Raw genomic sequence first — 15,862 nt, 5'->3', positions numbered from 1 at the left:
AGTGGACTGACGACGGCACAGTCCACCGTCACGGCGGACATGCTGACCGCTTCCCTCGGAACGTCGGTCGAGCTGGTGCCGTGGCACGCCGGTTCGCTGGACGGCGCCGCGCTGATCCTGGCGCCACACGAGTGGAGTTCCGGCGAGCGCCGGGCGGCCCTGTCGGCGGCGGACTGGTCATGGGTGCACCTCACCTCGGCCGGCGTGGACTTCATCGACGACGCCGCGTGGCCGACCGACCGTCTCCTCACCCGGAGCTGGCAGTGCTACGCGGCGCCGGTCGCGGAGTACGCGGTCCACGCCGTGCTGAGTCACGAGTGGGGGGATACCCCGCCGTGGACGGCCCCGGAGACGCGGCCGCCAGCGGATCCGAATCGCCCCCCGGTGCCAGCGTCCGTGTCGGCCGGCCGTCCGCGCGGGATGTGGGGATGCACGGTGGGGGTGGCCGGCTGGGGTGAGGTGGGCCGCCGGATCGGCAGGACCCTCGCGGGCTTCGGCGCGGAGATTCGTGTGCTGCGACGTAGCCGGACCGCGGTCGGCAGGGCCGAGCCGGGCATCGAGTTCACGACGGATCTGGACCGCCTGCTCGACTGCGAACACCTGGTGATCGCACTGCCGCTCACGCCGCGTACCCATCGGATGTTTGACGCCGCGGCGCTGAGCCGTGCGCGGCCGGGCCTGCACCTGGTCAACGTCTCCCGGGCGGAGCTGATCGATCAGGACGGGTTGGCCGAGCTCTGTGCCCGGGGCGACCTGGCGGCGACGCTCGATGTGACCGATCCGGAGCCGCTGCCACCCACCCATCCGCTCCGGACGATCCCGTCCGTCCGGCTTTCCCCGCACGTCGCATGGCGGAGCAGGCTGAGCGACGTCGCATTCGTAGCGGACTTCGTCGCTGTCTGGAGGGCCCTGGCCGGCGGCGGGCCGGTGCCGGGCGTCGTCGGTGCCGGTGCCGCCGACCGCGCCCGTCACATGGTGGTCACGAACACAAAGGTAGGGAGCTTGGGATGACCGTTCGACAGCGTGTGGTGGTACTGCACAGCCGCCAGCCCATCACCACCGACCTCGCGGCATCCTTCCCTGCCGAAGAGTTCGACGTGGTCGTGCTCACCGACGCGGTCGATGGCCCGGTGATCCGGGAAGGCACGCCCGGGACATCCCCGGAAACGCTGCGCCTGCCCCGGGACCGGTGGAGCGAACAGGTGCGAACGTGGGCCGGCGGCGTCCCGCAGGTCATCACCAACGACGAGTACTGCCTGACGGCCTGCGCCGGTCTGCGAGACGAGCTCGGCCTCCCGGCGCGTCATCCCGTGCAGTTGGACGGGTACCTCGACAAGGTGCGCATGAAGCGGGTATTGCACGCCGCGGGTGTGGCGGTACCGCGGTTCACCGCCTTTGAGCCGGTGGTCACGGACGACCGGGACACCGTCCGCCGGCTGCTGGACGAGGTCGGTGTTCCGGCGGTGGCCAAGCCGCGGCAGGAGGCCAACTCGCGGGGGGTCAGCGTGTTGCGTACCGCCGACGAACTCTCCGACTGGCTGACCCGGCATGCCGGGCAGGCCGGCTGGCAGCTCGACGCGTTCGTCGACGGCACCCTGCACCACGTCAATGCCCTCGTACGCGACGGCGTGGTGTACCCCGTGATGGCCGGGACGTACCTCGGACCGCTGCTCGGCGTCAGCGTGGGCCGTACGCTGGGCGGCCGGACCATCCCGGCCACGGATCCCCTGGCGGACGCGGCGCACGAGCTGAACCGGCGTGTCGTGGCGGCCCTCGGCGGAGCCGGGGCGTTCGTCGTCCACACCGAGTTCGCGCGGACGGCGAGCGGTGAGCTGCTGGTCCTGGAGGTGGCTGCGCGAGCACCCGGCGCGCTGCTACCGAGCATGGCTCTCAAACATGCCGGTGTGGAGCTGGAGGAGGCGAATCTGCGCCTGCAGGCCGGGCTCGCGACGCCCACGCCGGAGCCGACGGGAGTCCAGGCCGCGTGGCTCTGGCCGGCCGTGATGCCCGGACGCCGGTACGCCGGTGCGCCGCCGTTCGCCGGTGCACACGACGTGCACGTGCGAGCGGTCGGCAGGAACGGCAACACCGGGGACGAGGGGGCCATCGGTGCTTCGGTTCTCCTGTGGAATGCCGACGACACCCTCCTCTCCGCCGACGTGACGCTCGGTACTGAGGCCGTCTGGTTCGCCTGACGTTGGGCAAGGCGCGGTCGGCGCGACACCAGGTGCTACAAAGGCACGATGATCAATGACTCCGGCCAGGGAACCCCACCGGCCGACGCCTTCTCCGATCTCGATGCATACGTCGGCCTGCCGCGGGTCGGCGGGCTGTGGCTGGCGCCGGACGGCCGCCGGCTCGTGGTGGGCGTGGCGACGCCCGACCGGACGAAGACCCGTTACACGACGGCGTTGTGGGAGGTGGATCCGGGCGGGGAGCGGCCGGCGCGCAGGCTGACCCGCAGCGGTCACGGGGAGTCTGCGGCGGCCTTCACGCCCTCGGGTGACCTGCTGTTCACCTCGGCCCGGCCGGAGCCGGACGGCGGGACCGACCAGGAGCCGGGGACCGCGCTGTGGTTGCAGCCGGCGGGCGGCGGCGACGCCCGGGTGGTGGCCTCCCCACCGGGCGGCGTGCGCGGCGTCGTCGTCAGCGAGACCGGGACGGTCGTGCTCGGTTCGGCGATGCTGCCGTCGTCCACCGACGCGGCCGCCGACAAGAAGGCCCGCGCCAAGCGCAAGGAGGCCGGGGTCGCGGCGATCCTGCACGAGCAGTACGCGGTCCGGCACTGGGACCACGACCTCGGGCCCGACCAGACGCGCCTGTTCGCCGCCGAGCTCACCGAGGACGTCACGCTCGCCGACGCCCGGCTGGAGCCGCGTGATCTCACCGGCCACGTCGGCCCGGCGTTGAACGACGACTGCAGCTGGGACATCACCCCGGACGGTCGCACCGTGGTCACGGCGTGGGCGGTGCCCGAGGCCGGCGCTTCGCGGCGGTACGCGCTGGTGGCGGTCGACGTGGCGACCGGCGAGCGCCGCACGCTGGCCGACGACGCCGACCACAACTACGAGGTCACCCGGCTATCCCCCGACGGGACACAGGTCGCGGTCATCGTCCGCCGGCGATCCGCACCGCACGACCCCGGCGACGCCTGGCTCGGCATCGTCCCAGTCGCCGGTGGCCCGGTGCGGGCCCTGACCGACGCCTGGGACCGCTGGCCGAACACCGCCCGCTGGACACCGGACGGCACCGCGCTGGTCGTCACCGCCGACGACAACGGACGCGCGCCGCTGTGGCGGGTGGACGCCGCCACCGGCGACGTCACCCGGCTGACCCAGGACGACGGCGCGTACACCGACCCCCAGGTCTCACCCGACGGGCGCTGGACCTACGCGCTGCGCTCGGCCATCGACAGCCCGCCGCGCCCCGTGCGGATAGCCCTCGACGGCACGTCCACGACGCAGCGGCTACGCGGCCCCGCCGAGGCGCTCGGCCAGGACGTCCAAGTGCCGGGACGGCTGGAGGAGGTCACCACGACCGCCGCGGACGGCACGCCGCTGCGCGCCTGGCTCGCGCTGCCGCACCACGCCAGCGCCGACGCACCCGCCCCGCTGCTGCTGTGGATCCACGGCGGACCGCTGGCCTCGTACAACAGCTGGCTCTGGGGGTGGAACGCCTGGCTCGCCGTGGCCCGGGGGTACGCGGTCCTCCTGCCCGACCCCGCGCTGTCCACCGGGTACGGTATCGACTTCATCCGCCGGGGGTGGGGAGCCTGGGGCGACGCCCCGTACACGGACCTGATGACGATCACGGACGCCGCACAGGAACGCCCCGACATCAACGCCGACCGCACCGCCGCCTTGGGCGCCTCCTTCGGCGGGTACATGGCCAACTGGATCGCCGGGCACACCGACCGGTTCACGGCGATCGTCAACCACGCGGGACTGTGGGCGCTCGACCACTTCCTGCCGACCACCGACGCCTCGCACTACTTCGTACGTGAAATGACCCAGGAGATGAGAGACCGCCACTCCCCGCACCAGTTCGCCGATGCCATCACCACCCCGATGCTCGTCATCCACGGCGACAAGGACTACCGGGTGCCGATCGGCGAGGCGCTGCGCCTGTGGTGGGACCTGCTGTCACGGTCCAAGGCCGAGGACGGGTCGAGCCCGCACAAGTTCCTCTACTTCCCGGACGAGAACCACTGGATCCTCAAGCCGCAGCACCTCCAGGTCTGGCACTCGACGATCTTCGCGTTCCTCGCCCACCACCTGCACGGGGAGGACTGGCAACGTCCCGACCTGCTGGGGTGACGAAGTGGACGAGGGCGGCGGCGGAGCACAGCCGCCGAGCAGCACTGCGAAGGCGAGCGGCCGGCGCTCCGACCCGGGGGCTTCGATGAAGATCCGCGCGGTGCGCCCGCGCCCGGAGCGGTCAGGCGGCTCCGGCTTGTGCCTCCGCGGCGACGCGGAGCCGCTCCAGCGTCTCGGTCATCGTGCGGCGGTTGTGCGCGTCCCGGTCGGTGATACCCAGCGCCGCGATGCCGAAGAGCTTGAGCATCAGGCCGCGGCGGTCGGTGTACGTTTCGGTCACCTCGCAGCCGTCGTCGACCGGGCGGAACGTGTACGCCCAGCAGGCCACGGTGAGGAAGCCGCCGCCGATCACGTCGAAGCTGAACTCGCGGCCCCGGTCGGCGGCCACGACCGTGCACTCGGTGCGCCATCGCCGTCCGCGGTAGGCGTTGGTGCCGGCGAAGCGGGCTCCCTCGCGCGGGCCGGGCGGTTCGGTGAGCCAGCGGCAGCGGGTGGTCTCGGGGCTCCACTGGCCCATGCGGGTGACGTCGGCGATGAGGTCCCACACGGCCTCGGGCGCGGCGCCGATGCGGGTGGTGACAGTGACGGGCATGCCCGCCATCGTGCCCCAGAAGAGGCCGTCACGGTGTACCCGGGTGGCCGGCGCCCCGGGTCCGCAAGCCACGACCGCGCCCGGCCGTCGGTGCGGCCGGGCGCGGGTTCGGTGGATCGTCAGCGGTTCAGCACCGCCACAACACCGCGCGGGACGTGCCTCCGGTGGGCGTCACCGTGCCGGCGGCCGTGCCGTCCAGGGCGATGGCGAACGCGTCGCTCACGCCCGCAGCGGCGAGTGGCAGCTCGGTGATCGCACCGTTCGGGGCCCATCGCACGGCGTGGCGAAGGCCGTCGGGGGTCAGCGAGTAGCCGACCGCGTACCCGGCGTCGTTGATGGCGTAGGCCGCGCTGCCGAGGTGGCCGGGCAACGCCGCCAGCTCGACCACCGACCCGTCCGCGGCCCACCGCACGGCGCGGGTGGGCGCCTCGGCGTTCTCGCTCGAGGTGCCGACCACGACGCCGCGGTTGTTGATCGACGTGGCCGAGCTGTTGCGGTGCCCCGGCAGGGCGGCCAGCGGCGTCACGGTGCCGTCGACCTCCCAGCGCACCGCCTGGCTGCGGCCGTCGGGGGAGTCCGAGCCGCCGACGATCGTGCCGAGGTTGTTGATCCAGGTGGCGCCGGTGGACGTGTCACCCGGCAGCCCGGGCAGCTCGGCGACCCGGCCCTCCGCGTCCCACCGCAGCGCGTGCCAGTTGCCGTCCGGCGTGGCGGAGAAGCCGACCGCGATCCGGCTGTCGTTGACCGAGTACGCGCGGGTCGTCGGCGCCCCCGGCAGACCGGGCAGCTCCACCGGCGGGCGGTGGCCGTCCCAGCGCACCGCGCGCTGCACCTTCGCGGGGGTGATGGAACGCCCGACCAGGACCGTGCCCCGGCTGTTGATCGAGAATGCCGTGCTGTCCGTGTCGCCCGGCAGCGTGCCGAGGTCGACGATCCGGCCCCGGCTGTCCCACGTCACCGCGTGGTTCGACCCGCCGGAGGTGGTTGAGTCGCCCACGGCGATGCCGCGGGCATTGATGAAGTAGGCCCGGTTCGCCGTGCCCCCGGGCAGGGTCGCCAGCTCCGCGTACGGCGTCCCCGCGGCCGACGCCGGCGGTGCGTACCCGACCGACGCGGCCAGAACCCCGACCGCGGCGGCCATCGCCAGCCCAGTCCGTTGGAATTGCATGTTCTCCCTCACCTCGTCAACACCGCGACGGCGCGCACCGTGGCGCCGCCCGCGGTCGTGGCTGCGATTGCGCTTGCCCTGTCCTGCCCGCGCGCTGCGGCGGAGCGGCTCCCGGGCCGGAGTTCAGCCGGCCGGAACGCGCTCGGCTTTCCGCGCGGCCTGCTCCGGGGCGGTCATTCCGGCCGCGACCCTCTCCAGGGTGGCCACGGCCTCCAGCGGGCCCGGTGCTGCGACCAGTTCCGCCCGCAGCCGCTCGGCGGCCTGGCGATACGAGGGTTCCGCCAGGGCCGTGCGGCACGCCGCCAGCAGGGTCGCGGGCTCGTCGTCGGCCGGATCGAGCACGTGGGCGGCGCCGTACCGGCGCAGCGGCTCCACATAGATCGCCGCCTCCGGCATGTACGGGATGATCACCTGGGGCACCGCCGCGGCCACGCAGCTGAGCATCGTGCTGCCGCCGCCCGGGTGCACCGCGAGATCACAGGTGGGCGCCAGTACGTCGATGGGGAGCCACCCCACCCGTGCGCCGGCCGCCACGGGGCCCAGCTGCGCCGCGACGTCGTCCGGGGTGGCGATCAGCAGCTCCACGTCGAGGTCCGCCGCCGCGGTGATGAGTCCGGTCAGGTAGTCGAGCGCGTAGTCGCTGCTGACCCGGCTGCCCGCCGAGATCCACACCCGGGGCCGGTTGTGGGCGTACATCCATGGCTCGACGGGCCGCGGCGAGGCGTACGGGACGTACCGCAGCGGCGTGGCGGGCAGGTATCGCATGGGTTCCGCGGGGTCGTCGGACGGGCGGATGCTCTCCGGGCACAACACCAGGCAGGCGGCCGGCGGGGCCGGCTCGGGGAAGCCGAGCCGGGCCAGCTCCGCCAGCGTGGCGCGGTGCCAGTTCCACGGCTCGGCCATGCCGAACTCGATGGCTACGTACGGCACGCCGATCTCTGCGGAGAGCAGCGGCGCGGCGTACGCCAGCGGCCCCCCGACGACGAGGTCCGGCCGCCACTGGCGGACCAGCTCCTGCAGCTCCCGGAAGCCGTCGACGGCGATGCGCGCACCGATCGTGCCGAGCACCTCTGCCCGTTCCTCCAGGTCGCCGGTGAGCGGGACGAGCTTGCCGTCGCGCACCAGGCGGTAGTCCCGCGGCGACTTCTGCGGCGCGGCGACCGCGGGCAGGCCGGCGGTGAGCAGGATGGGGGTGAACTCCGCGTGGGCCGCGGCGATCACCTCGTGGCCGGCGGCCCGCACCGACTGGGCCAGGGGTACGAGCGGCAGGATGGCACCGGCGCCGCCTTCGGCGACGAACAGGCATCTCATGCCGTGGCGTCCACGATGATGACGATCTTCCCCCGGCCGTGGCCGCGCTCGATGTCGCGGTGGGCCTCGGCCGCGTCGGCGAGGGCGTAGGTGGCGCGCAGGTGGACCGTGAGCTGACCGCGGGCGTACAGGTCGACGAGGGACGCGAGGCGACTGGCGGACCGGCCCGGTCCCAGCAGGGGGATGCCGAGCTCCTTGGCCTCCTCCAGCGAGAGCATGGTGCGGATGCGGCTGCGGTCCTTGACCAGCTCCACCGAGGCCCGCAGCGCCTCGGGACCGGCGGCGTCCAGGGCGGCGTCGACGCCCTCCGGGGCCACCGCGCGTACGCGCTCCACCAGGCCCTCGCCGTAGGTGACCGGAACGGCCCCGAGCTTGCGCAGGTACTCGTGGTTCGCCTCGCTCGCCGTGCCGATCACCCGGTCCGCGCCCCAGGCCCGGGCGAGCTGCACCGCGAGCGTGCCCAGCGCACCGGCCGCGGCGTGGATCAGCACGGTGTCGCCCTTGCCGACGCCCATGGCCTGCAGGGCGAGATGCGCGCCCTGGGCGTTGCCGGAGAAGCCACCGGCGATCTCCCACGGCATGTCCTTCGGCTTCGCCACGATCTGGTCCTCCGGCACCACCACGTACTCGGCGTAGCCGCCCAGGGTGCTGAAGCCGAGCACCTCGGCGCCCACCTCGACCCCGGTGACCCGGTCGCCGACCTGGTCGACGACCCCGGCGAACTCGTTGCCCGGCACGACCGGCGGGCGCGTGGCGAGGAACGGTGGCGTCCAGCCCCGGCGGATGGCGGTGTCGAACGGCTGCACGCCCGCGGCCTTCACCCGGACGCGTACCTCTCCCGGCCCGGCCGTGGGGTCGTCGATGTCCTGCAACCGCAGGACGTCCGGCCCGCCGAAGCTGGACAACGCTGCTGCCTTCATGAGGTCCTCCTTGAGATCTGGGTACGGGCCGTCGGGTGCCCGGCGCGGTCAGGGAGCCCGGCGTCTGCCGGGCAGGAACAGGGCGAGCAGGAAGGGCGCCACGAGCAGGCCCGTCATCGCGCCGAACGCCACGGTGAAGGCCTCCGGTGGCAGCGATGCCCCGGACGACGCACCGACGCCCGCGACGGAGGTCGCCGCCACCTGCAGCACCACCGCCGCCGCGGCGCCGCCGAAGGCTCCGCCCAGACGCATGGAGACGGCGCTCGCGGTGGCGATGTGCGGTATCGACTCCTGCGGGAGGCCCGCCTGGTAGAGGGTGGCGGACAGCGGGATGGAGACCGCGGCCAGTCCGACTCCGCGTACCACGAGGGCCACCGCGAGCAGCAGATCGTGGGGTTGCGCATCGGCGAAGACGAACGGGAGGGTGCCCGCCGCGGTGAGCAGCAGGCCGCCCAGCACGACCGGCCGGGCGCCGAGGCGGTCGCTCCACGAGCCGACCACCGTGGCCGCGATGCCCATCCCCAGCCCTTGCGGCGCGAGCAGGGCCCCCGCCGCCGTGGCGCTCAGGCCCACGACCTGCTGGTAGTAGAGGGGGATGAGGAACAGCAGGCCGTAGAGCAGGAATCCCGCGATGAACAGCAGACCACCGGCGACGTTGAAGTTGCGGTTGCCGAACAGCCGCACGTCGATGATCGACGTCGCCCGGCGCCGGAGCGCATGGACGACGAACCCGGCGATGAGCAGCAGACCCGCCACGATGGGACCGATCACCTCCGGGGCGGTGAGCGCGTCGGCGCCGCTGGTGCCGGCGTCCGCCACGGTCGACAACCCGAACACCAGCGCCGACAGCCCGGGGGCCAGCAGCAGCAGGCCGGTCCAGTCCAGCCGTGCCGACGGATCCTTGGCGTCGTGCGGCAGCAGGCGCGCGGCGGCCACGAGCGCGACGACCAGCAGCGGCACCTGCCCGTAGAACAGCCACCGCCAGCTCGCCGCGTCGAGCACCGCGCCGGCGGCGACGGGACCCAGCACGGGCGCCAGCGAGGACGGCACCGCCACCATGCTGAACGCGCGGCCGGCGCGCTCCGGGCCGGCCGCGCGGGTCAACACGATCGTGGCCACCATGCCGATGAAGCCGCCGGAGAGCCCCTGCACGATGCGGAAGCCGATGAGGCTGGACACGGACCAGGCGATCCCGCAGAGCACCGAGGCCACCAGGAAGGCGGCCAGGGCGGCCAGCCACACCGTCCGTGCGCTGAACCGGTTCACCGCGTACCCCGACGCCGGGATCGCGACGCAGGTGGCCAGCAGGTAGGCGCCGGTCACCCACTGCACCGTCCCGGTGCTCGCGGCGAACTCGCGCCGCACGGTGTCCAGGGCGACCACCATCACCGTGCCGTCGATGACGGAGACGATGATGCCCAGCATCACCACGACGCCCAGCTTGACCAGCTTGGCGTCCACCCGCGGCTCTCGTCCGCCGGCTTGTTCGACCGCGACCGTCATCCGGCCACCCCCTGTCGAGCTACTCCGGACCTCGTGTGCATGACAGGCGGCTCAGGCCAGGGTCAGGACGATCTTGCCGCGCCCGTGACCCGTCTCGATCAGGCGGTGGGCGTCCCCGGCCCGCTCCAGCGGATAGGTGGCCCGCAGGTGCAGCCCGTCGAGCTTGCCCTGCTCGTAGAGGCCGGTCAGCTCGACGAGGCGGTCGCGCGAGCGGGCCGGACCCAGCGCCGGGATGCCCAGCTCCTCGGCGGCCTCGTCGGAGACCATCGTGCGGATCCGGTTGCGGTCCTCGACCAGCTCCGCCGAGGCGTACAGCGCCTCGGGGCCGGCGGCGTCCAGGGCGGCGTCGACGCCGTCCGGGGCCACCGCGCGCACGCGCTCCACCAGGCCCTCGCCGTAGGTCACCGGAACCGCACCGAGGCCCCGCAGGTAGTCGTGGTTGGCCTCGCTGGCCGTGCCGATCACCCGCTTCGCGCCCCAGGCCAGCGCCAGCTGCACCGAGAACGTGCCGAACGCTCCGGCCGCGCCGGAGATCAGGACGGTGTCGCCCGGTCGCACCTGCATGGCCTGCAGCGCCATGTGCGCGCCCTGCCCGGCGCCGGTGAAGCCGCCGGCGATCTCCCACGGCATGCTCTTCGGCTTCGGTACGAACTGGTCCGGCGGGACCACCAGGTGTTCCGCGTAGCTGCCCAGCGTGCTGTAGCCGAGCACCTCCGCGCCGACCTCGACACCGGCCACGCCGTCACCGACCTCGTCGACGATCCCGGCGAACTCGTTGCCGGGGATCACCGGGAAGCTGAGGTCGACGGAGGGCGGCGCCCATCCCTGCCGGATCCCGGTGTCGAAGTGCTGCACGCCTGCGGCGCGCACGCGGATCCGGACCTGGCCTTCGCCCGCGCGGGGCTCCGCCACGTCCATCAGCTCGAGAACCTCGGGACCGCCGAACGAGGTGAGGGCCGCAGCCTTCATGAGGACTCCTTATCGGATCGTTGGGTACGGGCGGGCAGTCCGCGCGGTCGCCGGACGCGAGTCCGGCGACCGCGGCGACACACCACGTCGCACTCACCCGAGCAGGCTCCCGTGCCGCCCTCGAGAGGTGCGCCGGTGCGGCTCGAGGGCGTCTGAAGCGTCGTCCCCCGAGCGGCTTCCCGCGCCGGACGACCGGCCGCGTGAACCGGCGGCCGTCCGGCGCCACGACCCTAAAAGCTCAACCTGACTTGAAGTCAAGGACGACGTCCTCAATGGAGGATCGGCCGCTTGACTTCGACCTTGGTGCAGGTTCTACCGTCCTCCGGGAGGTTCGTCATGGGTATGGAGTTCACCGCGTGGATGTCGCTGCACCACGCCATGCACGCCGAGGAGGGGCGCCCGCTGTCGCGGGCCACGCTCCGCCGCATCGCCGCGTTCGCGCGTCCGCACCGTCGGCCGATCGTCATGTTCCTGCTGTTGAGCGTGGTGACCGCGGTCCTCACGGTGGCCGCACCCGTGCTGGCCGGCCGGGTCGTCGACGCGATCGTGACCGGCAGCGACGCCGCCGTGGTGCTCCGGCTCGCCGTGCTCATCGCTGGCATGGCCCTGGCCGAGGCGGGCCTGGGAATAGTCACGCGGTATCTGTCCGCCGGCATCGGCGAGGGGCTGATCGTCCGCCTGCGCACCGCCGTCTTCGACCACGTGCAGCGGATGCCGGTGGCGTTCTTCACCCGGACCCGCACGGGCGCCCTGGTCAGCCGGCTGAACAACGACGTGATCGGCGCACAGCGCGCCTTCAGCGACACGCTGTCCGGCGTCGTCGGCAACACGGTCACCCTGGCGCTCACGCTCGCCGTGATGCTCAGCCTGTCGTGGCAGATCACCGTGCTCGCGCTCCTGCTGCTTCCGATCTTCATGGTGCCGGCGCGCCGGCTGGGTTCCCGCCTGGCCCGGCTCGAACGCGAGGCCGCCGAGCACAACGCCGCGATGAGCACCCGGATGACCGAGCGCTTCTCCGCCGCCGGCGCCACCCTGGTCAAGCTGTACGGGCGCCCGGAGGAGGAGTCCGCGGAGTTCGCCGCACGCGCCCGGCGGGTGCGCGACGTGGGCATCCGTACGGCGATGCTGCAGTGGGTGTTCATCACCGCGTTGACCGCCGTGGGCTCGCTGGCGCTGGCGCTGGTCTACGGCCTGGGCGGCTTCTACGCGCTGCAGGGCCGGCTCGACGCGGGTGCCGTGGTGGCGCTGGCGCTGCTGCTGTCGCGCCTGTACGCGCCCCTGACGGCGCTGGCCAGCGCGCGGGTGGAGGTGATGAGCGCCCTGGTCAGCTTCGAGCGCGTGTTCGAGGTGCTCGACCTGCGCCCGCTGATCGAGGACCGGCCCGACGCCCGCCCGCTGCCCGACGGCCCGGTGGCGGTCGAGTTCGACGCCGTGCGCTTCGGGTATCCGGCGGCCGACAAGGTCTCGCTGGCCTCCCTGGAGGACGTCGCGAAGCTCGACACCCGCGGCGGCGAGGAGGTTCTCCGCGAGGTGTCGTTCCGTGCCGAGCCGGGCCAGATGGTGGCGCTGGTCGGCTCGTCCGGCGCGGGCAAGTCGACGGTCGCGCAGCTCATTCCGCGGCTCTACGACGTCGACCACGGCGCGGTGCGGCTGGGCGGCGTGGACGTGCGTGACTTGTCGGCCGGCTCTCTGCGCGGCGCGCTCGGGGTGGTGACCCAGGACGGCCACCTGTTCCACGACACCATCCGCGCGAACCTGCTGTTCGCCCGGCCGCAGGCCACCGAGGAGGAGCTGTGGCAGGTGCTGCGCCGCGCCCGGCTCGACGACCTGATCCGGTCCCTGCCGCAGGGCCTGGACACGGTGGTGGGCGACCGGGGTTACCGGTTGTCCGGCGGTGAGCGTCAGCGCCTGACCATCGCGCGACTGCTGCTCGCCCGGCCCCGCGTGGTCATCCTCGACGAGGCGACGGCGCACCTCGACTCGACCTCGGAGGCGGCCGTGCAATCGGCCCTGGGCGAGGTGTTGCAGGGCCGGACGAGCGTCGTGATCGCCCATCGGCTCTCCACGATCCGGGCCGCGGACCAGATCCTGGTCGTCGAGGGCGGCCGGGTGGTCGAGCGGGGCCGGCACGCCGACCTGCTGGCCGCCGGTGGGCGCTACGCGGAGCTGCACCGCACACAGTTCCACCAGGCGCCGGTGCCGGACGCCCGAGCCGCCTGACGGGCGCAGGCCCGGGCCGCCGTTCCGGCGGCCCGGGCCTGCGGCGCCCGCGCTGGGACGGCCCGGACCTGCGGTCCGGGCCGTCGTCGTCATCGGCTGGCGATTGCGCAGCCACGCATCATCGGGCGATCCGGCGTCGCCGGTACGCCTCCAGGGCCGCCACGAAGGCGACGCCCACCACGACGTGCATCGACGCCAGGGCGATCCGCGTGGCGCCGTCGGCGTCGCTGCTGAGCGGGGCGAGGGCGCTGAGGAGGGCGAGCACACCACCGACCGCCTGGGCCACCCGCAGCATCACGGGCCACCAGCGGGCCAGGAGCACCGCGATGCCCGCCCCCACGGCCAGGGGGACGCTCGAGCTGAAGATCACCCCTCCCGCGCCGACGGTCTGCGGCTTCGCGTTGGGCTGCGGGACGACGAAGGAGGCGTCCGCCGCGTTGCCGATCGAGAAGATGAGGAGGTTGACGACGACGGCGGCCGCGGCGGCGCCGGCGATGGCGAGCCACCACGGCAGGCCGCGACGGCCGCCGGAGGCCGGGTCACTGGCCCCGGCCGGGGACTGGGAGTGCAGCGAAGAAGTCATTGCTCCATCCTGGAATCTCAAGTTCGGTTGAGGTCAAGTGCCTGCCCGGCATGCGGTCGGCTCGTTCACACCCGGTACGGCCGCCTGGTCCGAGCCTCGGACAGGGCGCGCGCCCACCAGACGAGCCGGGCCAGCATGGCCTGGGCGGCCGCGCCGCAGCCCTGCGGATCCTTCGGCGCACCGTCGGGCGTGAACTGGTTCGACGCGCCGTGGAAGCTGACGCCCTCCCGGATGGTCACCGCGTGCAGCTCCGCGAAGACGTGCCGCAGGTGCTCGACGGCGCGCAGGCCGCCGGACTGGCCGCCGTAGGAGACGAAGGCCACCGGCTTCGCCAGCCACTCGTCGTAATGCCAGTCGATGGCGCCCTTGAGCGCCGCCGGATAGCTGTGGTTGTACTCCGGCGTCACGACGACGAAAGCGTCGGCGGCCGCGAGCCGCGGCGTCACCTCCGCCATCTCGGCGGCGGCGCCCTCGCCGTAGGAACCGAAGGCCGTCAGCACCGGGATGTCGGCCAGGTCCACGACGTCCACCGCGATGTCGTCCCGCGCGTTCGCCTGCTCCACCAGCCACCGTGCCACGGTCGGCGCGAAGCGTCCCGACCGGGTACTGCCGATGATCACCGTCACCTTGACGGGCTGCTCTGACATGGATACACCTCGTTCTCGTCGAATGCCGGACGTGCTCACAGGCCCGGGCTGTCGTCGCGGGGCTGGACCAGCCGCCAGGTGCCCGCGGTCGCGAGCCGGGGGTGCGGCGCGGGGCCGGACGGGTCCGCCGCGGGACCGGGCGGGGTGGACACCGCCGGTCCACGCCGGGCCCTGCGCGGCCCTGCGCGGCCCTGCGCGGCCCGCCTCGCCTCGCCGCGCGCCGATCAGCAGGACGAACCCGATCGCGACGACGAGCGAGTACCGCAGCACACCGACCACGACGGCACGCACGTCGGCCGGCCCCTGCCGGGCCTCGATCGCCAGGGACAGCAGCGAGGACGCGAGCACGGTCGCCGCACCGGCGCTCGCGGCGGCGACCGCGACGCAGAATCCGATCGCCGACGCGAGCCCGTCCCGGGAGCGCCCGGTACGTGCCAGCAGCGCACCGTGCGCCGCCACCACGAGCGCCAGCAGGGGCATCACCAGCAGCACCGCCGCCAGCAGGACGAACACCGCGTACGGCGCGCCCGCCGGGTCGGCGAATACTGCCGGGACGGCGTCGCGGGCACCGCCGGTGTGGTCGTGGTGCCCACTTCCGCCGACCCGGGCGGGCATGCGCGCGACCGCGACGGCGCGCTCCCGCACCGCCACCGCCACGACCAGGGCGAGGGCCAGGCCGAGCCCGGCGAGCGGGCGCAGTCCGAACGACCCGCGGGCGGGTGCCGGAGGGGCCGACGGTTCGCGTGACATGGTCGCTCCTCAGTCGAAGTCGGCCGCGCGGGCCAACTTCTCCCACTGCGCCCACTCGTCGAGGCGCTGCCGGTACACCTGGGGGATGAGGTCGGCCGCGCCGTTGCCGAGCAACAGCCGTCGCGGCGGCGAGTCCGCCCGGACCACCTCGAGCAGGGCCTCCCCGGCGCGCCGGGGATCGCCGGGCTGGAGGTGCGCGTACGCCCCCGACAGACCGTGGCGACGCTTCGCCAGGACGTCGTCGTACGCCGCCAGCGGAGCGGCCCGCACGAGGCTGCCGGCGCTCCACTCGGTGCGGAACTCGCCCAGCTCGACGAGCGTCACGTGGATGCCGAACGCCGCGACCTCCTGCGCCAGGGTCTCGCTCAGCCCCTCCAGCGCCCACTTGCTCGCGCAGTACATGCCGAGGTTCGGATAGGTCGTGAGGCCGGCGACGCTCGAGATCTGCAGGATGTGCCCGGAGCCGTGCTCGCGCATGAACGGCAGGACCGCCTGGGTGCACCACAATGCGCCGAACACGTTGACGTCGAACTGGTCCCGGACCTGCTCCTCGGAGACCTCCTCGACGGCGCCGGCCAGGCCGTACCCGGCGTTGTTCACCAGGACGTCGACCGCCCCCGCGGCGGCGACGCCGTCCCGCACCGCGGAGTGCACCGCGGCGCGGTCGCGGACGTCGAGGCGGAGCGGCACGACCCGGTCCGTGCCGTAGCGGTCGACGAGGCCGGCGAGGCCGGCGGTGTCGCGGGCGGTGGCGACGACCCGCTCGCCCGCGTCGAGGGCCACCTCGGCGAACGCCCGGCCCAGGCCGCGGGAGGCCCCGGTGATGAACCATGTGCGCTGACGATCTGCTGTCATGGTTGCCACCCTGCGCCCGGCGCCTTGA

At 73.6% G+C, this 15,862-nt stretch carries 13 protein-coding genes; 4 read left to right on the top strand and 9 right to left on the bottom strand.

From position 1 onward, the window contains the following. The first annotated feature begins 39 nt into the window (after positions 1-39). Genes EV385_RS17265 through EV385_RS17255 form a run of 3 tightly spaced genes read left to right on the top strand, consistent with a single transcriptional unit; the run spans position 40 to position 4,316 of the window. The gene (locus tag EV385_RS17265) at positions 40-1,011 is read left to right on the top strand and encodes an NAD(P)-dependent oxidoreductase (RefSeq protein ID WP_130510391.1); all 972 of its coding nucleotides are present in this window, start codon (positions 40-42) and stop codon (positions 1,009-1,011) included. Continuing rightward, on the top strand, positions 1,008-2,195 hold the full coding sequence (locus tag EV385_RS17260; RefSeq protein ID WP_165449520.1) for an ATP-grasp domain-containing protein: 1,188 nt from the start codon (positions 1,008-1,010) through the stop codon (positions 2,193-2,195). Before EV385_RS17265 ends, EV385_RS17260 begins: the two co-directional genes overlap by 4 nt. Before the next feature lie 48 nt (positions 2,196-2,243). Next, positions 2,244-4,316, top strand: a complete 2,073-nt coding sequence (locus EV385_RS17255) for a S9 family peptidase (RefSeq protein WP_130510389.1) — start codon at positions 2,244-2,246, stop codon at positions 4,314-4,316. A 121-nt stretch (positions 4,317-4,437) separates the two neighbouring features. Here the strand turns inward: EV385_RS17255 and EV385_RS17250 are convergent, their stop codons facing one another. The 6 genes from EV385_RS17250 to EV385_RS17225 all read right to left on the bottom strand — a co-directional run bounded on the left by EV385_RS17250 (position 4,438) and on the right by EV385_RS17225 (position 10,779). Further along, the gene (locus EV385_RS17250) at positions 4,438-4,908 is read right to left on the bottom strand and encodes an SRPBCC family protein (RefSeq protein WP_165449519.1); all 471 of its coding nucleotides are present in this window, start codon (positions 4,906-4,908) and stop codon (positions 4,438-4,440) included. Positions 4,909-5,035: 127 nt separating this feature from the next. After that, complete coding sequence (locus EV385_RS17245; RefSeq protein ID WP_130510387.1) at positions 5,036-6,076, bottom strand: hypothetical protein; 1,041 nt, start codon at positions 6,074-6,076, stop codon at positions 5,036-5,038. Between the two features lie 123 nt (positions 6,077-6,199). Continuing rightward, positions 6,200-7,387: a glycosyltransferase gene (locus tag EV385_RS17240; RefSeq protein ID WP_130510386.1), complete on the bottom strand. Its 1,188-nt coding sequence runs from the start codon at positions 7,385-7,387 to the stop codon at positions 6,200-6,202. Beyond that, the gene (locus tag EV385_RS17235; protein ID WP_130510385.1) at positions 7,384-8,307 is read right to left on the bottom strand and encodes an NADP-dependent oxidoreductase; all 924 of its coding nucleotides are present in this window, start codon (positions 8,305-8,307) and stop codon (positions 7,384-7,386) included. The genes EV385_RS17240 and EV385_RS17235 overlap by 4 nt, the downstream gene beginning before the upstream one ends. Positions 8,308-8,355: 48 nt before the next feature. Continuing rightward, on the bottom strand, positions 8,356-9,810 hold the full coding sequence (locus EV385_RS17230) for a DHA2 family efflux MFS transporter permease subunit (protein WP_130510384.1): 1,455 nt from the start codon (positions 9,808-9,810) through the stop codon (positions 8,356-8,358). Between the two features lie 51 nt (positions 9,811-9,861). Continuing rightward, positions 9,862-10,779, bottom strand: a complete 918-nt coding sequence (locus EV385_RS17225) for an NADP-dependent oxidoreductase (RefSeq protein ID WP_130510383.1) — start codon at positions 10,777-10,779, stop codon at positions 9,862-9,864. A 336-nt stretch (positions 10,780-11,115) separates the two neighbouring features. On the opposite strand from EV385_RS17225, the gene EV385_RS17220 reads away from it, so the two are divergent. Further along, positions 11,116-12,999: an ABC transporter ATP-binding protein gene (locus EV385_RS17220; RefSeq protein WP_130510382.1), complete on the top strand. Its 1,884-nt coding sequence runs from the start codon at positions 11,116-11,118 to the stop codon at positions 12,997-12,999. Between the two features lie 118 nt (positions 13,000-13,117). On the opposite strand, the gene EV385_RS17215 is transcribed toward EV385_RS17220, so the two are convergent. The 3 genes from EV385_RS17215 to EV385_RS17205 form a co-directional block, all read right to left on the bottom strand. Further along, positions 13,118-13,582: a DUF6069 family protein gene (locus EV385_RS17215; RefSeq protein WP_130510381.1), complete on the bottom strand. Its 465-nt coding sequence runs from the start codon at positions 13,580-13,582 to the stop codon at positions 13,118-13,120. A 65-nt stretch (positions 13,583-13,647) separates the two neighbouring features. Next, positions 13,648-14,979, bottom strand: coding sequence for an NADPH-dependent FMN reductase (locus tag EV385_RS35955; protein WP_341273956.1), 1,332 nt, complete (start codon positions 14,977-14,979; stop codon positions 13,648-13,650). A 9-nt stretch (positions 14,980-14,988) separates the two neighbouring features. Continuing rightward, positions 14,989-15,834: an oxidoreductase gene (locus EV385_RS17205; protein WP_130510380.1), complete on the bottom strand. Its 846-nt coding sequence runs from the start codon at positions 15,832-15,834 to the stop codon at positions 14,989-14,991. Positions 15,835-15,862 lie beyond the last annotated feature (28 nt).

This window comes from Krasilnikovia cinnamomea (assembly GCF_004217545.1).
Taxonomy (GTDB): domain Bacteria; phylum Actinomycetota; class Actinomycetes; order Mycobacteriales; family Micromonosporaceae; genus Actinoplanes; species Actinoplanes cinnamomeus.
Note: the sequence above shows the minus strand (reverse complement) of the source record. Positions and strands in the feature narration are given on the sequence as shown.